Source organism: Amycolatopsis sp. NPDC059657 (genome assembly GCF_042734395.1).
Taxonomy (GTDB): Bacteria; Actinomycetota; Actinomycetes; order Mycobacteriales; family Pseudonocardiaceae; genus Amycolatopsis.
On the sequence record NZ_JBHWEB010000069.1, the window covers coordinates 25,547 to 39,351 of the forward strand.

General features: G+C 63.4%; 20 protein-coding genes. 16 read left to right on the forward strand and 4 right to left on the reverse strand.

The window, feature by feature from the left end; all coding sequences use genetic code 11:
* Window positions 1–21 precede the first annotated feature (21 nt).
* Together ACFV15_RS30860 and ACFV15_RS30865 are read left to right on the forward strand one after the other, a co-directional pair.
* Window positions 22–687 (forward strand): PolC-type DNA polymerase III, encoded by a 666-nt coding sequence (locus ACFV15_RS30860; RefSeq protein ID WP_378354652.1) that lies wholly within the window; start codon window positions 22–24, stop codon window positions 685–687.
* A complete protein-coding gene (locus ACFV15_RS30865; RefSeq protein WP_378354653.1) occupies window positions 684–1,616 on the forward strand; it encodes an aldo/keto reductase in 933 nt (310 codons plus the stop codon). Before ACFV15_RS30860 ends, ACFV15_RS30865 begins: the two co-directional genes overlap by 4 nt.
* Before the next feature lie 276 nt (window positions 1,617–1,892).
* Here the strand turns inward: ACFV15_RS30865 and ACFV15_RS30870 are convergent, their stop codons facing one another.
* Window positions 1,893–2,087, reverse strand: a complete 195-nt coding sequence (locus ACFV15_RS30870) for a DUF397 domain-containing protein (protein WP_378354708.1) — start codon at window positions 2,085–2,087, stop codon at window positions 1,893–1,895.
* A complete protein-coding gene (locus tag ACFV15_RS30875) occupies window positions 2,077–2,928 on the reverse strand; it encodes a helix-turn-helix domain-containing protein (RefSeq protein ID WP_378354655.1) in 852 nt (283 codons plus the stop codon). The genes ACFV15_RS30870 and ACFV15_RS30875 overlap by 11 nt, the downstream gene beginning before the upstream one ends.
* 765 nt (window positions 2,929–3,693) lie before the next feature.
* Between ACFV15_RS30875 and ACFV15_RS30880 the strand changes: the two genes are divergently transcribed.
* The 12 genes from ACFV15_RS30880 to ACFV15_RS30935 all read left to right on the forward strand — a co-directional run bounded on the left by ACFV15_RS30880 (window position 3,694) and on the right by ACFV15_RS30935 (window position 10,443).
* The gene (locus ACFV15_RS30880) at window positions 3,694–3,999 is read left to right on the forward strand and encodes a hypothetical protein (RefSeq protein ID WP_378354657.1); all 306 of its coding nucleotides are present in this window, start codon (window positions 3,694–3,696) and stop codon (window positions 3,997–3,999) included.
* Entirely contained in the window at window positions 3,996–4,334 is a 339-nt protein-coding gene (locus ACFV15_RS30885; protein ID WP_378354658.1) for a hypothetical protein, read from the forward strand. The genes ACFV15_RS30880 and ACFV15_RS30885 overlap by 4 nt, the downstream gene beginning before the upstream one ends.
* 228 nt (window positions 4,335–4,562) lie before the next feature.
* Window positions 4,563–4,733 carry a hypothetical protein gene (locus ACFV15_RS30890; RefSeq protein WP_378354660.1) on the forward strand — a complete coding sequence of 57 codons (171 nt, stop codon included), beginning with the start codon at window positions 4,563–4,565 and terminating at the stop codon, window positions 4,731–4,733.
* Between the two features lie 218 nt (window positions 4,734–4,951).
* The gene (locus ACFV15_RS30895; RefSeq protein ID WP_378354661.1) at window positions 4,952–5,218 is read left to right on the forward strand and encodes a hypothetical protein; all 267 of its coding nucleotides are present in this window, start codon (window positions 4,952–4,954) and stop codon (window positions 5,216–5,218) included.
* Between the two features lie 19 nt (window positions 5,219–5,237).
* Complete coding sequence (locus ACFV15_RS30900; protein WP_378354663.1) at window positions 5,238–5,735, forward strand: hypothetical protein; 498 nt, start codon at window positions 5,238–5,240, stop codon at window positions 5,733–5,735.
* Entirely contained in the window at window positions 5,716–6,021 is a 306-nt protein-coding gene (locus tag ACFV15_RS30905; protein WP_378354664.1) for a hypothetical protein, read from the forward strand. The genes ACFV15_RS30900 and ACFV15_RS30905 overlap by 20 nt, the downstream gene beginning before the upstream one ends.
* A gap of 355 nt (window positions 6,022–6,376) precedes the next feature.
* Window positions 6,377–6,784, forward strand: a complete 408-nt coding sequence (locus ACFV15_RS30910; protein ID WP_378354665.1) for a hypothetical protein — start codon at window positions 6,377–6,379, stop codon at window positions 6,782–6,784.
* 139 nt (window positions 6,785–6,923) lie between these two features.
* A complete protein-coding gene (locus ACFV15_RS30915; protein ID WP_378354667.1) occupies window positions 6,924–7,244 on the forward strand; it encodes a hypothetical protein in 321 nt (106 codons plus the stop codon).
* Window positions 7,245–7,580: 336 nt separating this feature from the next.
* Entirely contained in the window at window positions 7,581–7,844 is a 264-nt protein-coding gene (locus tag ACFV15_RS30920) for a hypothetical protein (RefSeq protein ID WP_378354669.1), read from the forward strand.
* Entirely contained in the window at window positions 7,841–8,608 is a 768-nt protein-coding gene (locus ACFV15_RS30925; RefSeq protein ID WP_378354671.1) for a class I SAM-dependent methyltransferase, read from the forward strand. The genes ACFV15_RS30920 and ACFV15_RS30925 overlap by 4 nt, the downstream gene beginning before the upstream one ends.
* A gap of 510 nt (window positions 8,609–9,118) precedes the next feature.
* Entirely contained in the window at window positions 9,119–9,505 is a 387-nt protein-coding gene (locus tag ACFV15_RS30930) for a hypothetical protein (protein WP_378354673.1), read from the forward strand.
* Between the two features lie 71 nt (window positions 9,506–9,576).
* Window positions 9,577–10,443: a S1 family peptidase gene (locus ACFV15_RS30935; protein ID WP_378354675.1), complete on the forward strand. Its 867-nt coding sequence runs from the start codon at window positions 9,577–9,579 to the stop codon at window positions 10,441–10,443.
* Between the two features lie 564 nt (window positions 10,444–11,007).
* Here ACFV15_RS30935 and ACFV15_RS30940 read toward each other — a convergent pair.
* A complete protein-coding gene (locus ACFV15_RS30940) occupies window positions 11,008–11,430 on the reverse strand; it encodes a hypothetical protein (RefSeq protein WP_378354677.1) in 423 nt (140 codons plus the stop codon).
* Here ACFV15_RS30940 and ACFV15_RS30945 point away from each other — a divergent pair.
* Together ACFV15_RS30945 and ACFV15_RS30950 are read left to right on the forward strand one after the other, a co-directional pair.
* Window positions 11,429–12,055: a helix-turn-helix domain-containing protein gene (locus tag ACFV15_RS30945; RefSeq protein ID WP_378354679.1), complete on the forward strand. Its 627-nt coding sequence runs from the start codon at window positions 11,429–11,431 to the stop codon at window positions 12,053–12,055. The two genes, ACFV15_RS30940 and ACFV15_RS30945, sit on opposite strands and share 2 nt — an antisense overlap.
* Entirely contained in the window at window positions 12,055–12,345 is a 291-nt protein-coding gene (locus ACFV15_RS30950; protein ID WP_378354681.1) for a hypothetical protein, read from the forward strand. Before ACFV15_RS30945 ends, ACFV15_RS30950 begins: the two co-directional genes overlap by 1 nt.
* Before the next feature lie 266 nt (window positions 12,346–12,611).
* Here the strand turns inward: ACFV15_RS30950 and ACFV15_RS30955 are convergent, their stop codons facing one another.
* Window positions 12,612–13,802 (reverse strand): MAB_1171c family putative transporter, encoded by a 1,191-nt coding sequence (locus tag ACFV15_RS30955; RefSeq protein WP_378354683.1) that lies wholly within the window; start codon window positions 13,800–13,802, stop codon window positions 12,612–12,614.
* Window positions 13,803–13,805 lie beyond the last annotated feature (3 nt).

The window sequence follows — 13,805 nt, forward strand, 5'->3', positions numbered from 1 at the left end:
CCAGGACCGAACGGAGCGACCGTGCCCGACCACACAGTCCCCTGGACCGACGCCGACCTCGTCGCCATCGACCTCGAAGGCAGCGGACCCCAAGACCCCGCTGGGGAGGCGATCCTTGAGATCGCACTCGTTCCGATCCGCGACGGTGCCCCTGCCCTCGATCTCGCGTACAGCACCTTGATCAACCCTCAGCGGAAAATCACGCGCGGCCCCTGGACATCACCTGGCATCACCAATGCAGTCCTCGAGCAGGCACCCTCCCTCGACGAAGTCGCGCCGACGATCATCAACATGGTCGCTGGTGCGCGCCTGGTAGGCCACAACGTCCGCGTCGACTGGCGCCTCCTACACAAGACAGTGCCCAGCGCGGCCCCAGCCGGGCTCATTGACACGCTGCGACTGGCCAAACACCGGCATCCCGAACTCAAGAAGGGACACGGGCTGCAGGCGTGGATCGAACGCCTCGAACTCACCGAGACCATCACCGAAGCGTCACACGGCGGTCAACCGCATCGCGCCCTCTGGGACACAGTAGCCACGGCGACTCTGCTCCTGACCTTCTTACGTGAGCGGCCAGCGACAGAGACGGAGCTCGGCACTCTCTTGAGCACCGCTGGACTCGATCTGGACGGAAACCCCCACCCCGCGCAACCCGCCGAGCAGCACACCCTCTGGGATTCCCTGTGAACAGCCACAACGAAAAGCCGGGCAGCCTGCTCAACTCCGCTTGCGCGGCAAGCTCGCCAACCATGAGCGATGGCGCACAAGCCGTGTCTGTTCGTGCTTTGCCCGTCGGCGCAGATCGGAACCACCGTCTGGGGTTTGGTTCCATGCAGCTCACCGGTCCCGGACACTGGGGCCCGCCGCAACACAGGGACGACGCCATCCACGTTCTTCGCGTCGCGGTTGAGAAGGGCATCACGCACGTCGACACCGCCGACGCCTATGGACCGTCCACAGCGGAATCGATCATCCGTCATGCACTGCACCCATATCCGGATGACCTACTGATCGCCACCAAGGGCGGCATGACCCGGCAAGGACCCAACAGGTGGGCGCCCCTCGGAAGGCCCGAGTACCTACACCAATGCGTGGAAATGAGCCTCCGCCGATTGCGACTGGAACGAATCGGGCTCTACTACCTCCACCGCATCGACCCGGCAGTCCCACTCGAAGACCAAGTCGGCGTCCTGGCAGACATGCAACGAGAAGGCAAAATCCAGCACATTGGCCTATCCAAGGTCACAGTTCCGCAGATTCTGCAAGCTCGCGCACACGTCAACGTCGCTGCCGTGCAAAACAAGTACAGCATCGGAGCCAGAACGCATGAGGACGTCCTACGCTACTGCACACAGCACGGAATCCCCTTCGTCCCGTATGCGCCACTGGCTGCCGGTCACCTGCTCCAAGCCGAAAACCGCCTTGCGCAGCTGGCCAAATCCCGAGGCGTCACACCGGCACAGCTTGCGCTCGCATGGCTGCTGCACGCATCCCCAGCAGTGATGCCCATTCCAGGAACGAGCCGTCCCGCTCACCTCCGAGACAACCTCCTCGCTCGACAGTTGGACCTGAGTAACGACGAAATTGAGGAGATCGCGTCGGCCGGAGGCCCATAGCTCCTTCTCAACGGCGGCTCGAAGGCCCAACATCGACTGCGTTGCTGACGTTTGGCACTTGCGGCCGGCTGCCCCGACGCTGCCGTACGCTCACGGAGGCGTCTACAGGTGTCTACCCGGCTGCTGGCAGACGATCAGCCAAACGAACCGGAGTTGGCGGTACGAATGGTCATGATTCAGGGCTGAGCAACGACTCCCTATGCAGCACCCAGACAGCTGGGTTAGCGGGCCCCGGCGCCTAAGGGACTGAGGCCCGCTAGAGCGAAATTCGGTCACCTAGTGTCGACAATCGTCCAGAGCAGCAAGGAGTCCCAGCCAACCTGGACCGCTCAACTCGAAATCACCGCCGTCGGGATCCTTACTGTCCCTCACACGGGCTCCGCCGTCACGCGGGAACGCGACTTCAACGCAGTCGTTGACGGCTCCTCCCGAGTGACTGCTCTTAATCCACACCAATTCATCACTCACGATTCGTCAGTGCCCTTATCTGTCCATTGATCAGATCCACCGAGTCGGGCCACCCCAACGCGAGGTCCGATACATCCTCGAACGTGGCTGTGAAGCGTCTTTCACCCACATCATCCACCCAAGAGCCACCCGCAGGGTGCTCCAGGTAGACACCGACTTCGTCACTCTCAGGGAAGCCCACCAGCGTCAACGGTCCAGACATTGGTCCATAGGCTCCTGCCGCAAACGGCAGCACCTCGACAGTGACGTTGTCTTGGCCGCCCACCGTCAAGATATGCTCAAGCTGTTCACGCATAACCGCAGGTCCGCCTACCTCGCGACGAATGACTCCCTCGTCGAGGATCACGTGGTACCTAAGCGGCTTGGCGGATGAAAGCCGCTTCTGCCTCTCGAGGCGCAGCCTGACAACTGTGTCTGGCGACACCTTCGGATCCCGTAGCCTGCGGTTCGCCTCAACGAGCGCCCTGGCATACCTGCCGGTTTGGAGCATTCCAGGCACGGGTAGCCCGGCGATGGCCTTGATCCACTCTGCGTCGCGCTCCGCAGTCATCAACTTCCGAACGGCGCGGGACGTACCACTAGGCAGACGGATCGGTTTGGGCTCGTTCTTCGCGTCCTCGTAAAGCTCGTCGGCTTGCTCCTTCACCTCGTCTGCTCCGCATATCTGGAGCAGCGCAAACACCGCACCGTAGGGCGGCAGCACATCCCCAACTTCGTAACGGTTGTACGTGCTGACGGTGACTTTGAGGAGCTCGGCGATCTCGGCTGGCGAGTAGCCAGCTTCGACGCGGATGTTGCGCATGAACTGCCCGAGGTTCGCCTTCGCGCGCGTGGATACAGCCATGCGCGGCAGCATAGCGTCACCATAAACCGTGCGTGCGCACGGATTAAACCCAAAAGGAGGATTGAACCGTGCGTGCGCACGGGTTTAGGGTCGCCTAGTCGACGGGGTGGGCGTCCCCGCAGGGGACGGTGCCCTTTACGAAAATGGCTGTGAAGCGCGCCTCTGTTCACCCCGTCGACGCAGGTCAGACATCAAGTAGGTGCGACCCAAAGACGGGAGGCGACCGATGGGGCTATCGGCGCTTGAGGCGAGCGGCGGCCTTGCATTGGGGGCGGGATACGAGCCCGCGGAAGGTGGAGTCTCAGGCACCGTCGCCGCAGCGTGCATCTGTATCGCGGCAGCGGTTCTCGCGACCGTTCTGTGGAGAAGAAGCCACACACCCACCAAGAAGCAGTCGCGCGGACAGTTCCCTGAACAGCGATCTCGCACTGCCAGTGAGGTCGTGTGGCCTACGTCGATCGACCTGCGCAGATCAGAAATCGACCGGCCTAGGTCAGAACTTTGTCGACCCCAGGGCCTGCTCAGGCCGCGTGCGTCTGTACGTCATACCCCAACAGTCGCATCAGCATGCTCGGTCACACCGGTGAAGATCTTCGGCGAGGTCGACGCAGGCAACGTGACCAAGACCCCCCAAGCCCCGACCGCGACTTCCCGAACCCCCCGTAAAGGAAGCAGCGGCCGGTGGGCACGAGGCACGTGCGTCCCGCAGCCCTTGCCTCGTGTCGCTTCAAGCTCGGTCACGTCGATATCGGGACGGGTGTCGACGTGACCGAGTATCCAGGATGGCTGTGCGGCGATGAGCTCGCCGCGGTGAAACGCGCCAAGTCGTGCGGCTTCTCGTTCAGCGTGCGCGACACGCCGGGCATGCACACCATCGACGGCATCCGGCAGCTCGGGGCCTACCGCGAAAAGGTGGAGCTCTGCCGGCAGGCAGCGTCGAGCGGCTGGCGGGTGCAGGAGAACAGCGCCGGAACGACTGTCGTGCTCGACACCGCCGGGTCACTGCGCACCGTACTGAAGACCGTGCTCGAGGCATGGCCGTCGGTTGCCCAATCTCCGGACGAGCTGTGAGGGGCTACCCGGCGTGGATCACGCCGGAGGACGTCGGCTTCATCGAGCTCCTCGAGGAGCGGGGTTACACCTTCCAGGTGGGGGACGCCCCGGAGGCGGCCACCGTGATCACGGGTGAGCTGCGCGGCGCCTCGCACGGTATCGAGTACGTGGACACGCTCACGGTGAGCGAGTTCATCTCGCAGGCCTGGCGCTACCGCCGCGAGCACGACCCGAAGCACGGTGATGCGGTCACCCGCCACGCACCGTGGACTCTCAAGGCGCAGCCAGGTGCGGTCGCCGATGTGCTGCGCGAGGTGCTCGGGTGGCCGACCGTCGGGCCGGTGACGCCGTGAGCGCCTCCGAGCGGATCATCGCGACCAATCCAATTCATGCAGATTGGGCGTGGCCTCCACATCATGCACGAGCGGAACCGGAGCAAAACCTAGGCGACACGCTGTTCACCTGTGCTACGCCAAGCACTACTGCGTCCGAGCAGGCGCCCATCGTCAACCGCGCTGAGGGGCCGCCCCAGAACATGCGGCCGTTGGTGTGCGCGTTCGTGCACACCATGTGGGGGATGAATGGAGAACTTCGAGCAGCTCGAGGACCGGCTGATCGAGTATCTCGGCGACCGCAAGACGTGCGACGCGATTCTGGATGCCGTGTCACTGCTTGCCGAACGCTGCGACGCACGGCTGCAGATCCGCGCTTCGCCGGGAACTGCCGTCATATGGGTCGAAGTCGCGCGCTAGCGCGTGCGCCAACGAACCATCGCCGCCGAAGCGCGCCCCAGACGATGCTGACGCGCCTCGCCGAGGGGCCGGCTCGTGGACTCACGCGCGCCGGCGACTCGCTCAGTTCCCCGGTGTTTCCAGTCCGAACCGACGGAAAATTCGCGGGCAATTACCAATCCGAAGGCGTGGTTCGACCCCGGCCGCCATACGCACGCAGGAGCGAAGGGGAGTAACCGATGCTACGAACTGACGCCGGGCAGCCGCTCCGGCTCAGCGACGTCCAGCACGCCGTCCTGACCGACTGCGTGCTGCGCGGCGGGTGCGCGCCATGCACCGACCAGCAGAATCCGACGGTGTTCGCGCTTCAGCGGCACGGGTTGGTCGAGCTGAGCGAACGCCGTTGGCCGGGATACCGCTACGTCCACATCACCGAGCGTGGGCGCGTCGCGCTTGGTGAGCACTCCGACCCGCGGCAACCAGTACAAGAAGTAAGTGAATCCTAGAAATAGCGGAGAAACCGGTATGAGTACGACAATTGACCGCGCGACGGTGAAGCAGGCTTTGCGTTCGGTCGGGCGTGACTGGGACGACGTCCAGGAGACGTACACGCCAGCTCGAAGACTGCCTGACAGCAACACGTGCTGGGCTGTCGACTTCGAGAACGCCGGACAGCTAGCGGAATTTATCGTGGCTCTGGTTGCCGCGAACCTGCAGGCGGTCGGTGACCAGGAGTGGAATCCGGTGCGGGAGATCCAGCGGATGGCGGCGGCTACCCGCACCACCACCGCCGAGGGCATGACGGGCGAGGAGATCGTCGCCTACTGGCCGGGCTACCGGCTTGAACCCGCTGGAGGCGAGAAGACAGTCGCGGACCTGCGCAGGATGCTGCTGCAGCTCGCCTACGACGTGGAGGAGGGCCGGATCGGGTCCAAAAAGGGCACCCTGCGTGAGTTCGCGAGGTTGTTCCGTGCGTATGACGCCAAGGGGGGTGCGGCGGCTGATGCTGAGCAGCCCGCGTAGCTTCCCCGCCCGGTCGGTGCTCATGCGTGCCTACTACGTCCCGCTGAGCAACCCTTCCAGCGGAGTGTGGTTCGCTGCGGACGACGACGGGTTCAAGAACGCCCGAACGGACGCCGAGACACGGGCGAAAGTACTGCGCAACAAGCACTTCGTGCCTGGCGACGTTGCCGCCAGGCATGTCGGCAACGAACTCCGCTGGGAAATGCGGCGCCCGGACGGCTCCCAAGGCGCCATTGTGGCTGGCCAGTGGACGCTCTTTCACCTGCTGGCCAACGGCACGATCTAGACAATATCCACTGTGGACACCTCACCCATCTCGGCTAAAGCTAGGCGTCACCACAGCGCGGCACTCGACCTCGCTCGCCGAAAGTAACGCGGCCAAGAGCGCACTCAGGGTTTGGAGTAGCAGCTAGCCACATCATTCTACTTTTTCAATCGCGCAGATTGGTAGGAACTCATGAATACAAGGACGACTGTGGGGTCTCGCAATGGGTCGGCATAGTATTGCGGACAGCCCTGCCACGACTCACCGATACACACAACACCGAGACTTCGAGTTACTCGGCGATCCAATCCGGCCCATCGACGACGTGCCCTATCCCCGTTTGGCTGGAACCTCGCGGAAAGAAGGCGTGGGTACAGTGAATTCACCCGAGGAGTACTTCGCCGAGCTCATCCGGAAGCTGACCCTCATGGGGTACAAGGGGTACATAGCAGGCCCCGAGGAACAGCCGATCGGGATCGGCTACCTCCGAGTACACACCGACGAGATCTCAGACGTCATCCTGGTCCAGGGCGACTCTAGTGCCTTGGGGTACCGGGCGTTCTGCGACCCGTCGGATGACACCAATGGGCCATTCAATCCAAAACACCACCTCTTCAGCACCCACGGCAAGGCGGTGTCAGTGCTGGAAAAGATGATCGGCCTTCCCGATCCGGGCACTCTCGAAGAGGAATCTGAGAGAAAACTGGATGCCCTTCCTGGACTTGAGGTTCCGAAACTGTGGGTCGTCGCATCGTTCCGGCCTGTTCCGATCGAAGATCGATAGTTCCACAGGCCGTCGCCCGTAGTGGTTTGACGACGCGAACCCAGTACGTGGCGCCAGGCGGATCCCCTCCGCGATGTGGCTACCCCAGGCTACGACGGAGCCCTGAACTCTGCCATCCACAACGAAAGGGAGTCGACCTATGTCTCGTATGACCTGGTCAACCGACGACGAAGCGGCACACGCGCGAGCGTTGGGTTCGATCCTGCGCAACGAACGGCTCGCGAGCCACCTTTCGCCGGAGCAGTTGATCACCAAGACCGGCCTCACGATGGACGCTCGGACGCTAGGGCAGTTGGAGGGCGGCGGCACCTCGATGTCCGCCCTGCACCTGTTCTTGCTGTTTTCCCAGGTTGGACTTGCTCCGCTGGTCGCGGAGCGACGCGCGCGGGAAATGGTCGTCTACGCGAGGGACAAAGCCGCGCGGGACACGCAGCGGCATCCTGAGGTGGTGTCGTGCTGATCGGCCGGTGGCTGTTCACTCACGTGTATCAGGGTTCTCGGCGCCTGGGCGATGGCCTTCTATGTCATCGACGCTGGCAGGTGGCCGGAGCCGCCAGGTGAGCTCCTCGCCCGATGACGGACTTCGTGGGTGGCGCTGGGAGCTGCGACGGCGCCTGCAGCAAGGCTCTCTTTCTTTCCCTGTTCAGAGGAAACCCGCGGCACGGGTGCCGATTCCAGACAGCTCCGGCGCCATTCAATATCAGTAGAAAGTGTTCCTGCACATGGAAATACGTCGTTTCACCGTCGCGTCGTACACCGGCAAGCTTTTCTGGCTTCCCGACGCTGAGGCGACCCGGTGACCCCGGACGATCCCGATGCCGACCGCCGTGCAACGGCGGTGTGGCTCTCATGCGGAGCCGGCGCTGCTGTCGCCGTGCTGCTGGCCATCCTGTCGTACTTCCTGGCTTTCTACCTGAGCGCGTTCGAGCAGGCCGGTTCGCCCGATGGTCACTCGCCGAAGGCTGATGGGCTGCTGTTTCTTCTGTGGGCGCTCAGCGCGCTCGCCGGTGTCGCGGTGGCCACGGAGACGTATCGCTGGCTGCGGAAGGGAACGCGGTGAACACGGAGTACACGGGGCCACGGATCGGCGACGCCATGGGACTACTGCTGCGCGACGCGAACGCATCCGAAGCCACCAGGGCGAAGGGTAAGCACGTCCGCGAGTTCTACGACGGCTACCTCAGCATCGTCGATACCAAGGACTTATTCCGGCGGCCTTTGGATTGGCCAGACGAGACTTGGTGGGGCTACGAACGTATCCAAGGCGATGTGCTGGACCTCAGCGTCGGGGCGGGACGGTTCGCGGTGCCCTTGCAAGACGACGGGCTCGCCGTGGCCGGCTTGGACATCTCGCCCGGGGCCGTGGAAGTGGCCAAGCTACGCGGTGTGACTGACGTGACGTGCGGTGATCTGAATGAGGTTGCCTCAATTTATGCCCCACGGCGGTTCGACACGGTTCTCTTACTAGGTATGGGGTTGTTGCTGCTGCGGTCCCCCGACAAGGCTGGGGCTACCCTCCGGCAGCTGCATCAGGTCACGGCCCGGGACGCGAAACTGATCGGCGAAGGCGCTGTCCCTGATGTCGATTCACCGCGGGGCAAGCAACTAGCGGCGAACAACCTGCGCGCGGGTTTGTGGCCGGGACAGCAGCGCGCACGGGTTCGATACCAGGATGTCGCGACGCCGTGGTCCGACTTGCTGTACGCCTCGGCATCAGACCTTGCGCGGCTGACCCTGCACCATGGGTGGCGCCTCGCCGCGGTCAAGGAATCGCAAGGGAACACATACGTCGCCGAGTTTCACCGTATGGACACAGGATTCTGAGAGAACCAGCGGCACCGCCGAGAACCTCCGCGACCGGCGTGGCCGCACGGGTTCGCATGCGTCTCAAGCCAGCGCGACAGCTCCAACGCTGAGTAGAAACTGCCCGACTTCGCTTGTTACACACTCAGCGGCAACGGTTGCGGATCCGCACCACGGTTACTGAACACCGACAACGGCACTGGAATATCAGAGGACCGCGTGAGTTACTTTCTCCAACTCGACCATCCCGATCAGCCGGAGTACAGCCAACTTCAGCTGCAGCTTCAACCCGACTTCTTCCCCGATCAGTCGAGCGCAGTCTCAGCCCATGCCACCCTCGCGTCCACAGTAGACGCAAGCCCCCAGAAACCGGCTTTTCCATGACCATCAGCAACCTTCATCCCCACCAGGGCCTCACGCGCCGGGCACACGAAGCAGACGCGCGCTCCTCCGTCGCCCAGCTCCACACCGATGCCATCCGCGCCTCTGCCTGCACCCGGTTGATCACGTGCGCGGCGTGGTGGTTCTGACATGCAGTTTTTCCGTCGTACGCACACGCTTCTCGACTCCGCACGCACCGCGTTGATCAGCGCTCCCGACGTCGCCGACACCACCGCCTCGGAGTGTGAATTGTGGCTGCACGAGACGCTCAAGGCCATCGAGGCCGCGCAGCGGCGCTGCGCGAGCGACCGCTATCTGGGGGCGCGCTCGGTTCTCGACAAGGCGGTGGGCGCCCTGTACGGGGTGGTCCTCGACTTTGACCTGCATGCACGCGCCGAGGTGACCACCACCGCGCTGGTCCGTCGCTTCACGCGCACCACAGAGCGCCTGGCGGAACTGGAAAAGGAGCTGTCGACCGCTCTGGGCTGGTCCTCACTGGCAGAGGCGCCCACGCCACCGGGTCACGGCGACCGCTGACGCCCCCTTGTTCTTCGGGCGCGATGCCCGAAGTCGTTCACAACATGAGAAATCGAGATGAGAGAAGGACTTTGAGAACACGTACTATCGCCAGCGGTCTCGCGGCGGCAGCACTGCTACTGGCCGGACAGGCCGCGCCCGCCGCCGCGACGGCGGGCGCTGAGCCGTACATCATCGGCGGCCATGAGGCCACCGGCAACACCTCGTGGGTAGCCGCGCTCAACTACGACGCGCCCGCCTACGGCATCACCAACAAGACCACGTGCACCGGCACGGTGCTCTTCCGCGGCAAGCTGGTCACCGCCGCGCACTGCGTCCAGAACATGCCACCGCAGCCCAGCGCGTCCGCCAGGATGGCGCTGATCAGCCGTTTCACCGTCGAGTCTGCGGACATTCCCGTCGAGGCGAAGTCCTTCTTCGTCCGAGCAAGCAAGGACCGCGCGGCCGGCGGGGAGACCGCACGCGTTGTGCGGATCGACGTGCATCCGGGGTGGCAGTGGGGCGCGGGCGCGCCCGACAAGCCGGTGGACGACGTCGCGGTGCTCACGCTCGACCACGAGCTGGACCTGCAGACCATCCAGCTCGCCAGTGCACCGGCGAACCCCGGCGACCGGGTTGTCACCTACGGCTGGGGTATCGACGCGCCCGACGGCACGACGCTGCCCCGTGCGCTGCAGCAGATCGAACACCCCGCGCTGCGGCCGGAGAAGTGCAGCGCCGGTTTCATCTCCAAGCCGGAGACGTGCCTGGGAAATCCGCACGGCACAGACGGATTGTGCAGGGGGGACTCCGGCGGACCCAGCGTTGTTCTCGTCCGGGGTGTGCCGAAGTTCGTCGGGATCACCAGCCGCGGCACAGCTGAGTGCGGCACCGGCCCCGACATCGTCGAGGCAGCGCCGTTCTACCGGAAGTACCTCTACTACGGCCGTGCGACGTGATCTAGCGGCCCAGCAACACCCGGGCGCGCCGCCGGACCGTTGGAGAAGGCGGCGCGCCTTGCAAGCGCCCAGTTCCGACCGGCTCCGGCAGCCGACCACCAGTACTAGCAACGAAACCCGCCAGCCGCGCGGATTGTCACGCGACCTTCGCTGCGCGCGGCCTCGGCGGGCTCCCAGGGTGTGGCCACCTGCAGGTTCAACACAGTCCCGCAGGACCCCCGCCATTCACCACGAAATGGAACCACCACATGTCTCACACGACCTGGCCAACCAGCCACAAAACGACGCGGCGTTCGGTACCGCGCAACGATCACCGCACGACTACGGCCGGTGTGCGAAGCAGGTCCGGCGATCCAGGCGATCTGCCACCTGAACCGCGCCGCCCCGGTTGGTCAATGTCACACCCGGCAGACCACGTCACCCCGTCTCCCCGCAGCAGGAAGCCAGCAGGAAACGGAACGGCCCGGTGAACGACGACCTTGTCGATGTTCTGTGGATGCACGCGGCCATCAAATCTATCGAGTCCGCACAGGCACGTTGCAGAAACGACCGCTTCGCCGGTGTCTATTCGATTCTCGACCAGGCCAGCGGCGTGCTGTACGCGACGATCACCGACTTCACCTGCACATCCGAAGATGTCGCGACCGTAGCGCAGGTCAGCAGGTACACGCGAACCATACAACGCCTTGCAGGGCTGGAAAAGAAGCTCTCTGAAGCGTTGAGGTGGCGCTCACTGGCAGACCTGCCACCCCCCTCCACCCAACCACCGCCGCTGACGCCGAATGCGCCTAGTGTCGATGCCAGCGGAGATCGGGATTGCCATCGAGGAGGGCCGGCAGAGACTTCTACCGGATGCACATGATCTCCGGTGGTTTGCAGCTCGACCCGACGTTGGTACATGAGCACATCACGGAAATCTTGCAAGCCGATCACCGCCGGTGAACCAACGCTATAAACCACAAGAATAAGAAACAGGGTAGTGGACATGCTTTTTCAGAACTTGGACAGACAACTGCTACTGAATTCAATCGGGCAGCAATTCAAAGAAGCGCGACATGGGATGCACTTGTCTTGGCGCGATATTACATTGCGCATCGGCGGCCAGTTGAGTCCCGGCGCATATGCCAGATGGGAAAGAGCTGAAGTACTCGCACCATTGGACAAGTTTATTGTCGCGTGCCAGGTGTTGAATCTGAGCCCTGCGACAGTTCTCGCCAAGGCTGAATCTGCAGCAGCCGTTGACTACCTCAAACAGATCGAGACGAACAGGGCTCCGCGCGCACCAATCCTTGATATTCCCGCAGATGAACCCGTTCCAGAGCTGACGCAGGAGCAGCTCGAAAAATACGAAATGCTCTCAACAGCCCGATTCACTGAGGCTATGGGACACCTGCTCCTGAGGGTCCGCTTGGAAAAGCGTTTGAGCCGGAACGATGTTGTGATTCGAATGAAGTGCGGGGCGACTATAGATGCCTACCGAAATTGGGAGCTGGGACTCAGACAGGCGACTGTCGACATGGACGTGAGGATGTGCCGCGCCTTGGGCACTTGTCCGGCAGACACGATCCGGCGGGCGGAAGCCGAAGCGCTGATCGTGGTGGATGACAGCTGATGACACGAGTAGAAGCCGGCGAGGCCGAGTGCGCCCAGGCTATCGGGTTGCTGCTCTCTACACAGCGGGACAAGTTGCTTCTGTCCCGACCGGAGGTGCTGCGGCGCACTGGTTTCAGTCTCAATCTCAACACCCTTTTCAAGGTGGAGACAGGCGACGTGAGGATGTCTCCCTTTGTGCTGGCGAAGATCTGCGTGGTGCTGGGCTTGGACTACACCACGGTTCTAAAGCATGGCATCGAGATCGGCCTTGCGGTGGCACGGACCTACGACGCCGACTCGGTCGAGTAGCCGAAAGAAGCCCCCTACTCGACTCAGCGAAGCGTGGTGCCCAGAGGAGCGGCCGGGGGCGGTGCGGGCGCCTCGGAGAGGTGGAGAGACGCCCGAGTCAGAACACCGACAGGAAGGCGCTGGTTTTAACGGGCGCCACGGACAGCGGCGAACCCTTCCACGCGCCTTGCCAACTCGAACCAGTGCAGGTGCCGGATGCACCGGCGGTGGTTTAGCGAGTGTGGCGATAATCAGGTCTCCGGAGGCATCCGCTCATTCGGTGGCGGTCAATCCCGGGCCGAGGCGACCTGCGCGCAAAGTTGGCGCACAATGGGGCTGGTGCGGATCATCTCGTCGACCCGCGCCAGGGAACGGGCGTCGGCCATCAGAAGGTTTTCGTCATCGCTGTCGATGGTCACACCTGAAGGTGTGTCGACTAGGTACGCCCCGTAGAAGTGGCCAGCTTCGAAGGCATCGACGGCTGATTGGATCGCCACGGCCTCGACAAGCGCATCGGCGTCCTCCTGGGACAATCCTTCTAGTTCGGCTCGCGCCCTTGCCCACGCTTGTACGTCCGGATGGACGTATCCCCGCAGGCGATATTGGAAGTCGCGTATTTCGACAACTCGCCGGACGAGCCCCAGCCCCGGGATCGGCAGCGCCCATTGGGTTCCGACAATGCTGAGTCGTAGCCACAGTGGACGCAGGACCCGACACATATGGAATTCCCACAGTTTGTCCGCGAGGCTGCGAAGGGGAGTTGTCCACATCGTCCAGGCGCAGGCCGCGCCTAAGGCCATCAAGGACAGGCAGACCGCGCTGATCACCTCTGAGACCGCATCCCACTTGATCGAAGTGATGCCGCCGAAGGCACCCGCTAGGCTGTGGGCGAGCGTCCATAGACACCAGATCGTCGCACAGATCCCGCCGCCGATCTCGAGTTGCAGCCCGACCTTGACCAGCCTGCGCGGGGCCCGGTCGCGCAGATAGGCCGTAATAAACACGATGAACTCGCAGGCGGCGAGGGCGATGAACCCGATGTAAATGATCTGGTACGCCACGACTCGGCCGTCTGATCCATACGTTGCCAGGAAGTCTTCGGCGGGTTCCGGTCGGAGGCTCAGGAGCAGCGACACCATGGCCGCAGAGCAGAGAGCGAGCAGGATGGCGTACCTGCGGGTGCGTCGGTAGGCGACCTCATCTGCGTTGAGGCCGTACGAAAGCATCGCCGTGACGCAGAAGGCGGCCGAAATCGACAGCAGGCTGCCGATCAAGTACGTGAAATGAGGAAAGGGCTCGAGCTTCGATGTGGCCATGGCCGAGATCGTCGCTGGCGAGATGAAGACGGACGCCGCTCCGCCGGTCAGCAGCAGTGCGATCAGGTAATTGGTCACTGGGCCGTTGGGCAGGCGGCGGCGGGCGATGACCCGGATGAGGGCGACTGCGATCGCGAGCCCGCAGACGTAGTAGCCGATCATGGG

Excerpts from the sequence above, each read along its gene's own strand:
- ACFV15_RS30875 (WP_378354655.1), bottom strand. The coding sequence starts at position 2,928 with ATGGCTGTATCCACGCGCGCGAAGGCGAACCTCGGGCAGTTCATGCGC.
- ACFV15_RS30890 (WP_378354660.1), top strand. The coding sequence starts at position 4,563 with ATGGAGAACTTCGAGCAGCTCGAGGACCGGCTGATCGAGTATCTCGGC.
- ACFV15_RS30895 (WP_378354661.1), top strand. The coding sequence starts at position 4,952 with ATGCTACGAACTGACGCCGGGCAGCCGCTCCGGCTCAGCGACGTCCAG.
- ACFV15_RS30900 (WP_378354663.1), top strand. The coding sequence starts at position 5,238 with ATGAGTACGACAATTGACCGCGCGACGGTGAAGCAGGCTTTGCGTTCG.
- ACFV15_RS30905 (WP_378354664.1), top strand. The coding sequence starts at position 5,716 with ATGCTGAGCAGCCCGCGTAGCTTCCCCGCCCGGTCGGTGCTCATGCGT.
- ACFV15_RS30915 (WP_378354667.1), top strand. The coding sequence starts at position 6,924 with ATGTCTCGTATGACCTGGTCAACCGACGACGAAGCGGCACACGCGCGA.
- ACFV15_RS30930 (WP_378354673.1), top strand. The coding sequence starts at position 9,119 with ATGCAGTTTTTCCGTCGTACGCACACGCTTCTCGACTCCGCACGCACC.
- ACFV15_RS30945 (WP_378354679.1), top strand. The coding sequence starts at position 11,429 with ATGCTTTTTCAGAACTTGGACAGACAACTGCTACTGAATTCAATCGGG.
- ACFV15_RS30940 (WP_378354677.1), bottom strand. The coding sequence starts at position 11,430 with ATGTCCACTACCCTGTTTCTTATTCTTGTGGTTTATAGCGTTGGTTCA.
- ACFV15_RS30950 (WP_378354681.1), top strand. The coding sequence starts at position 12,055 with ATGACACGAGTAGAAGCCGGCGAGGCCGAGTGCGCCCAGGCTATCGGG.
- ACFV15_RS30955 (WP_378354683.1), bottom strand. The coding sequence starts at position 13,802 with ATGATCGGCTACTACGTCTGCGGGCTCGCGATCGCAGTCGCCCTCATC.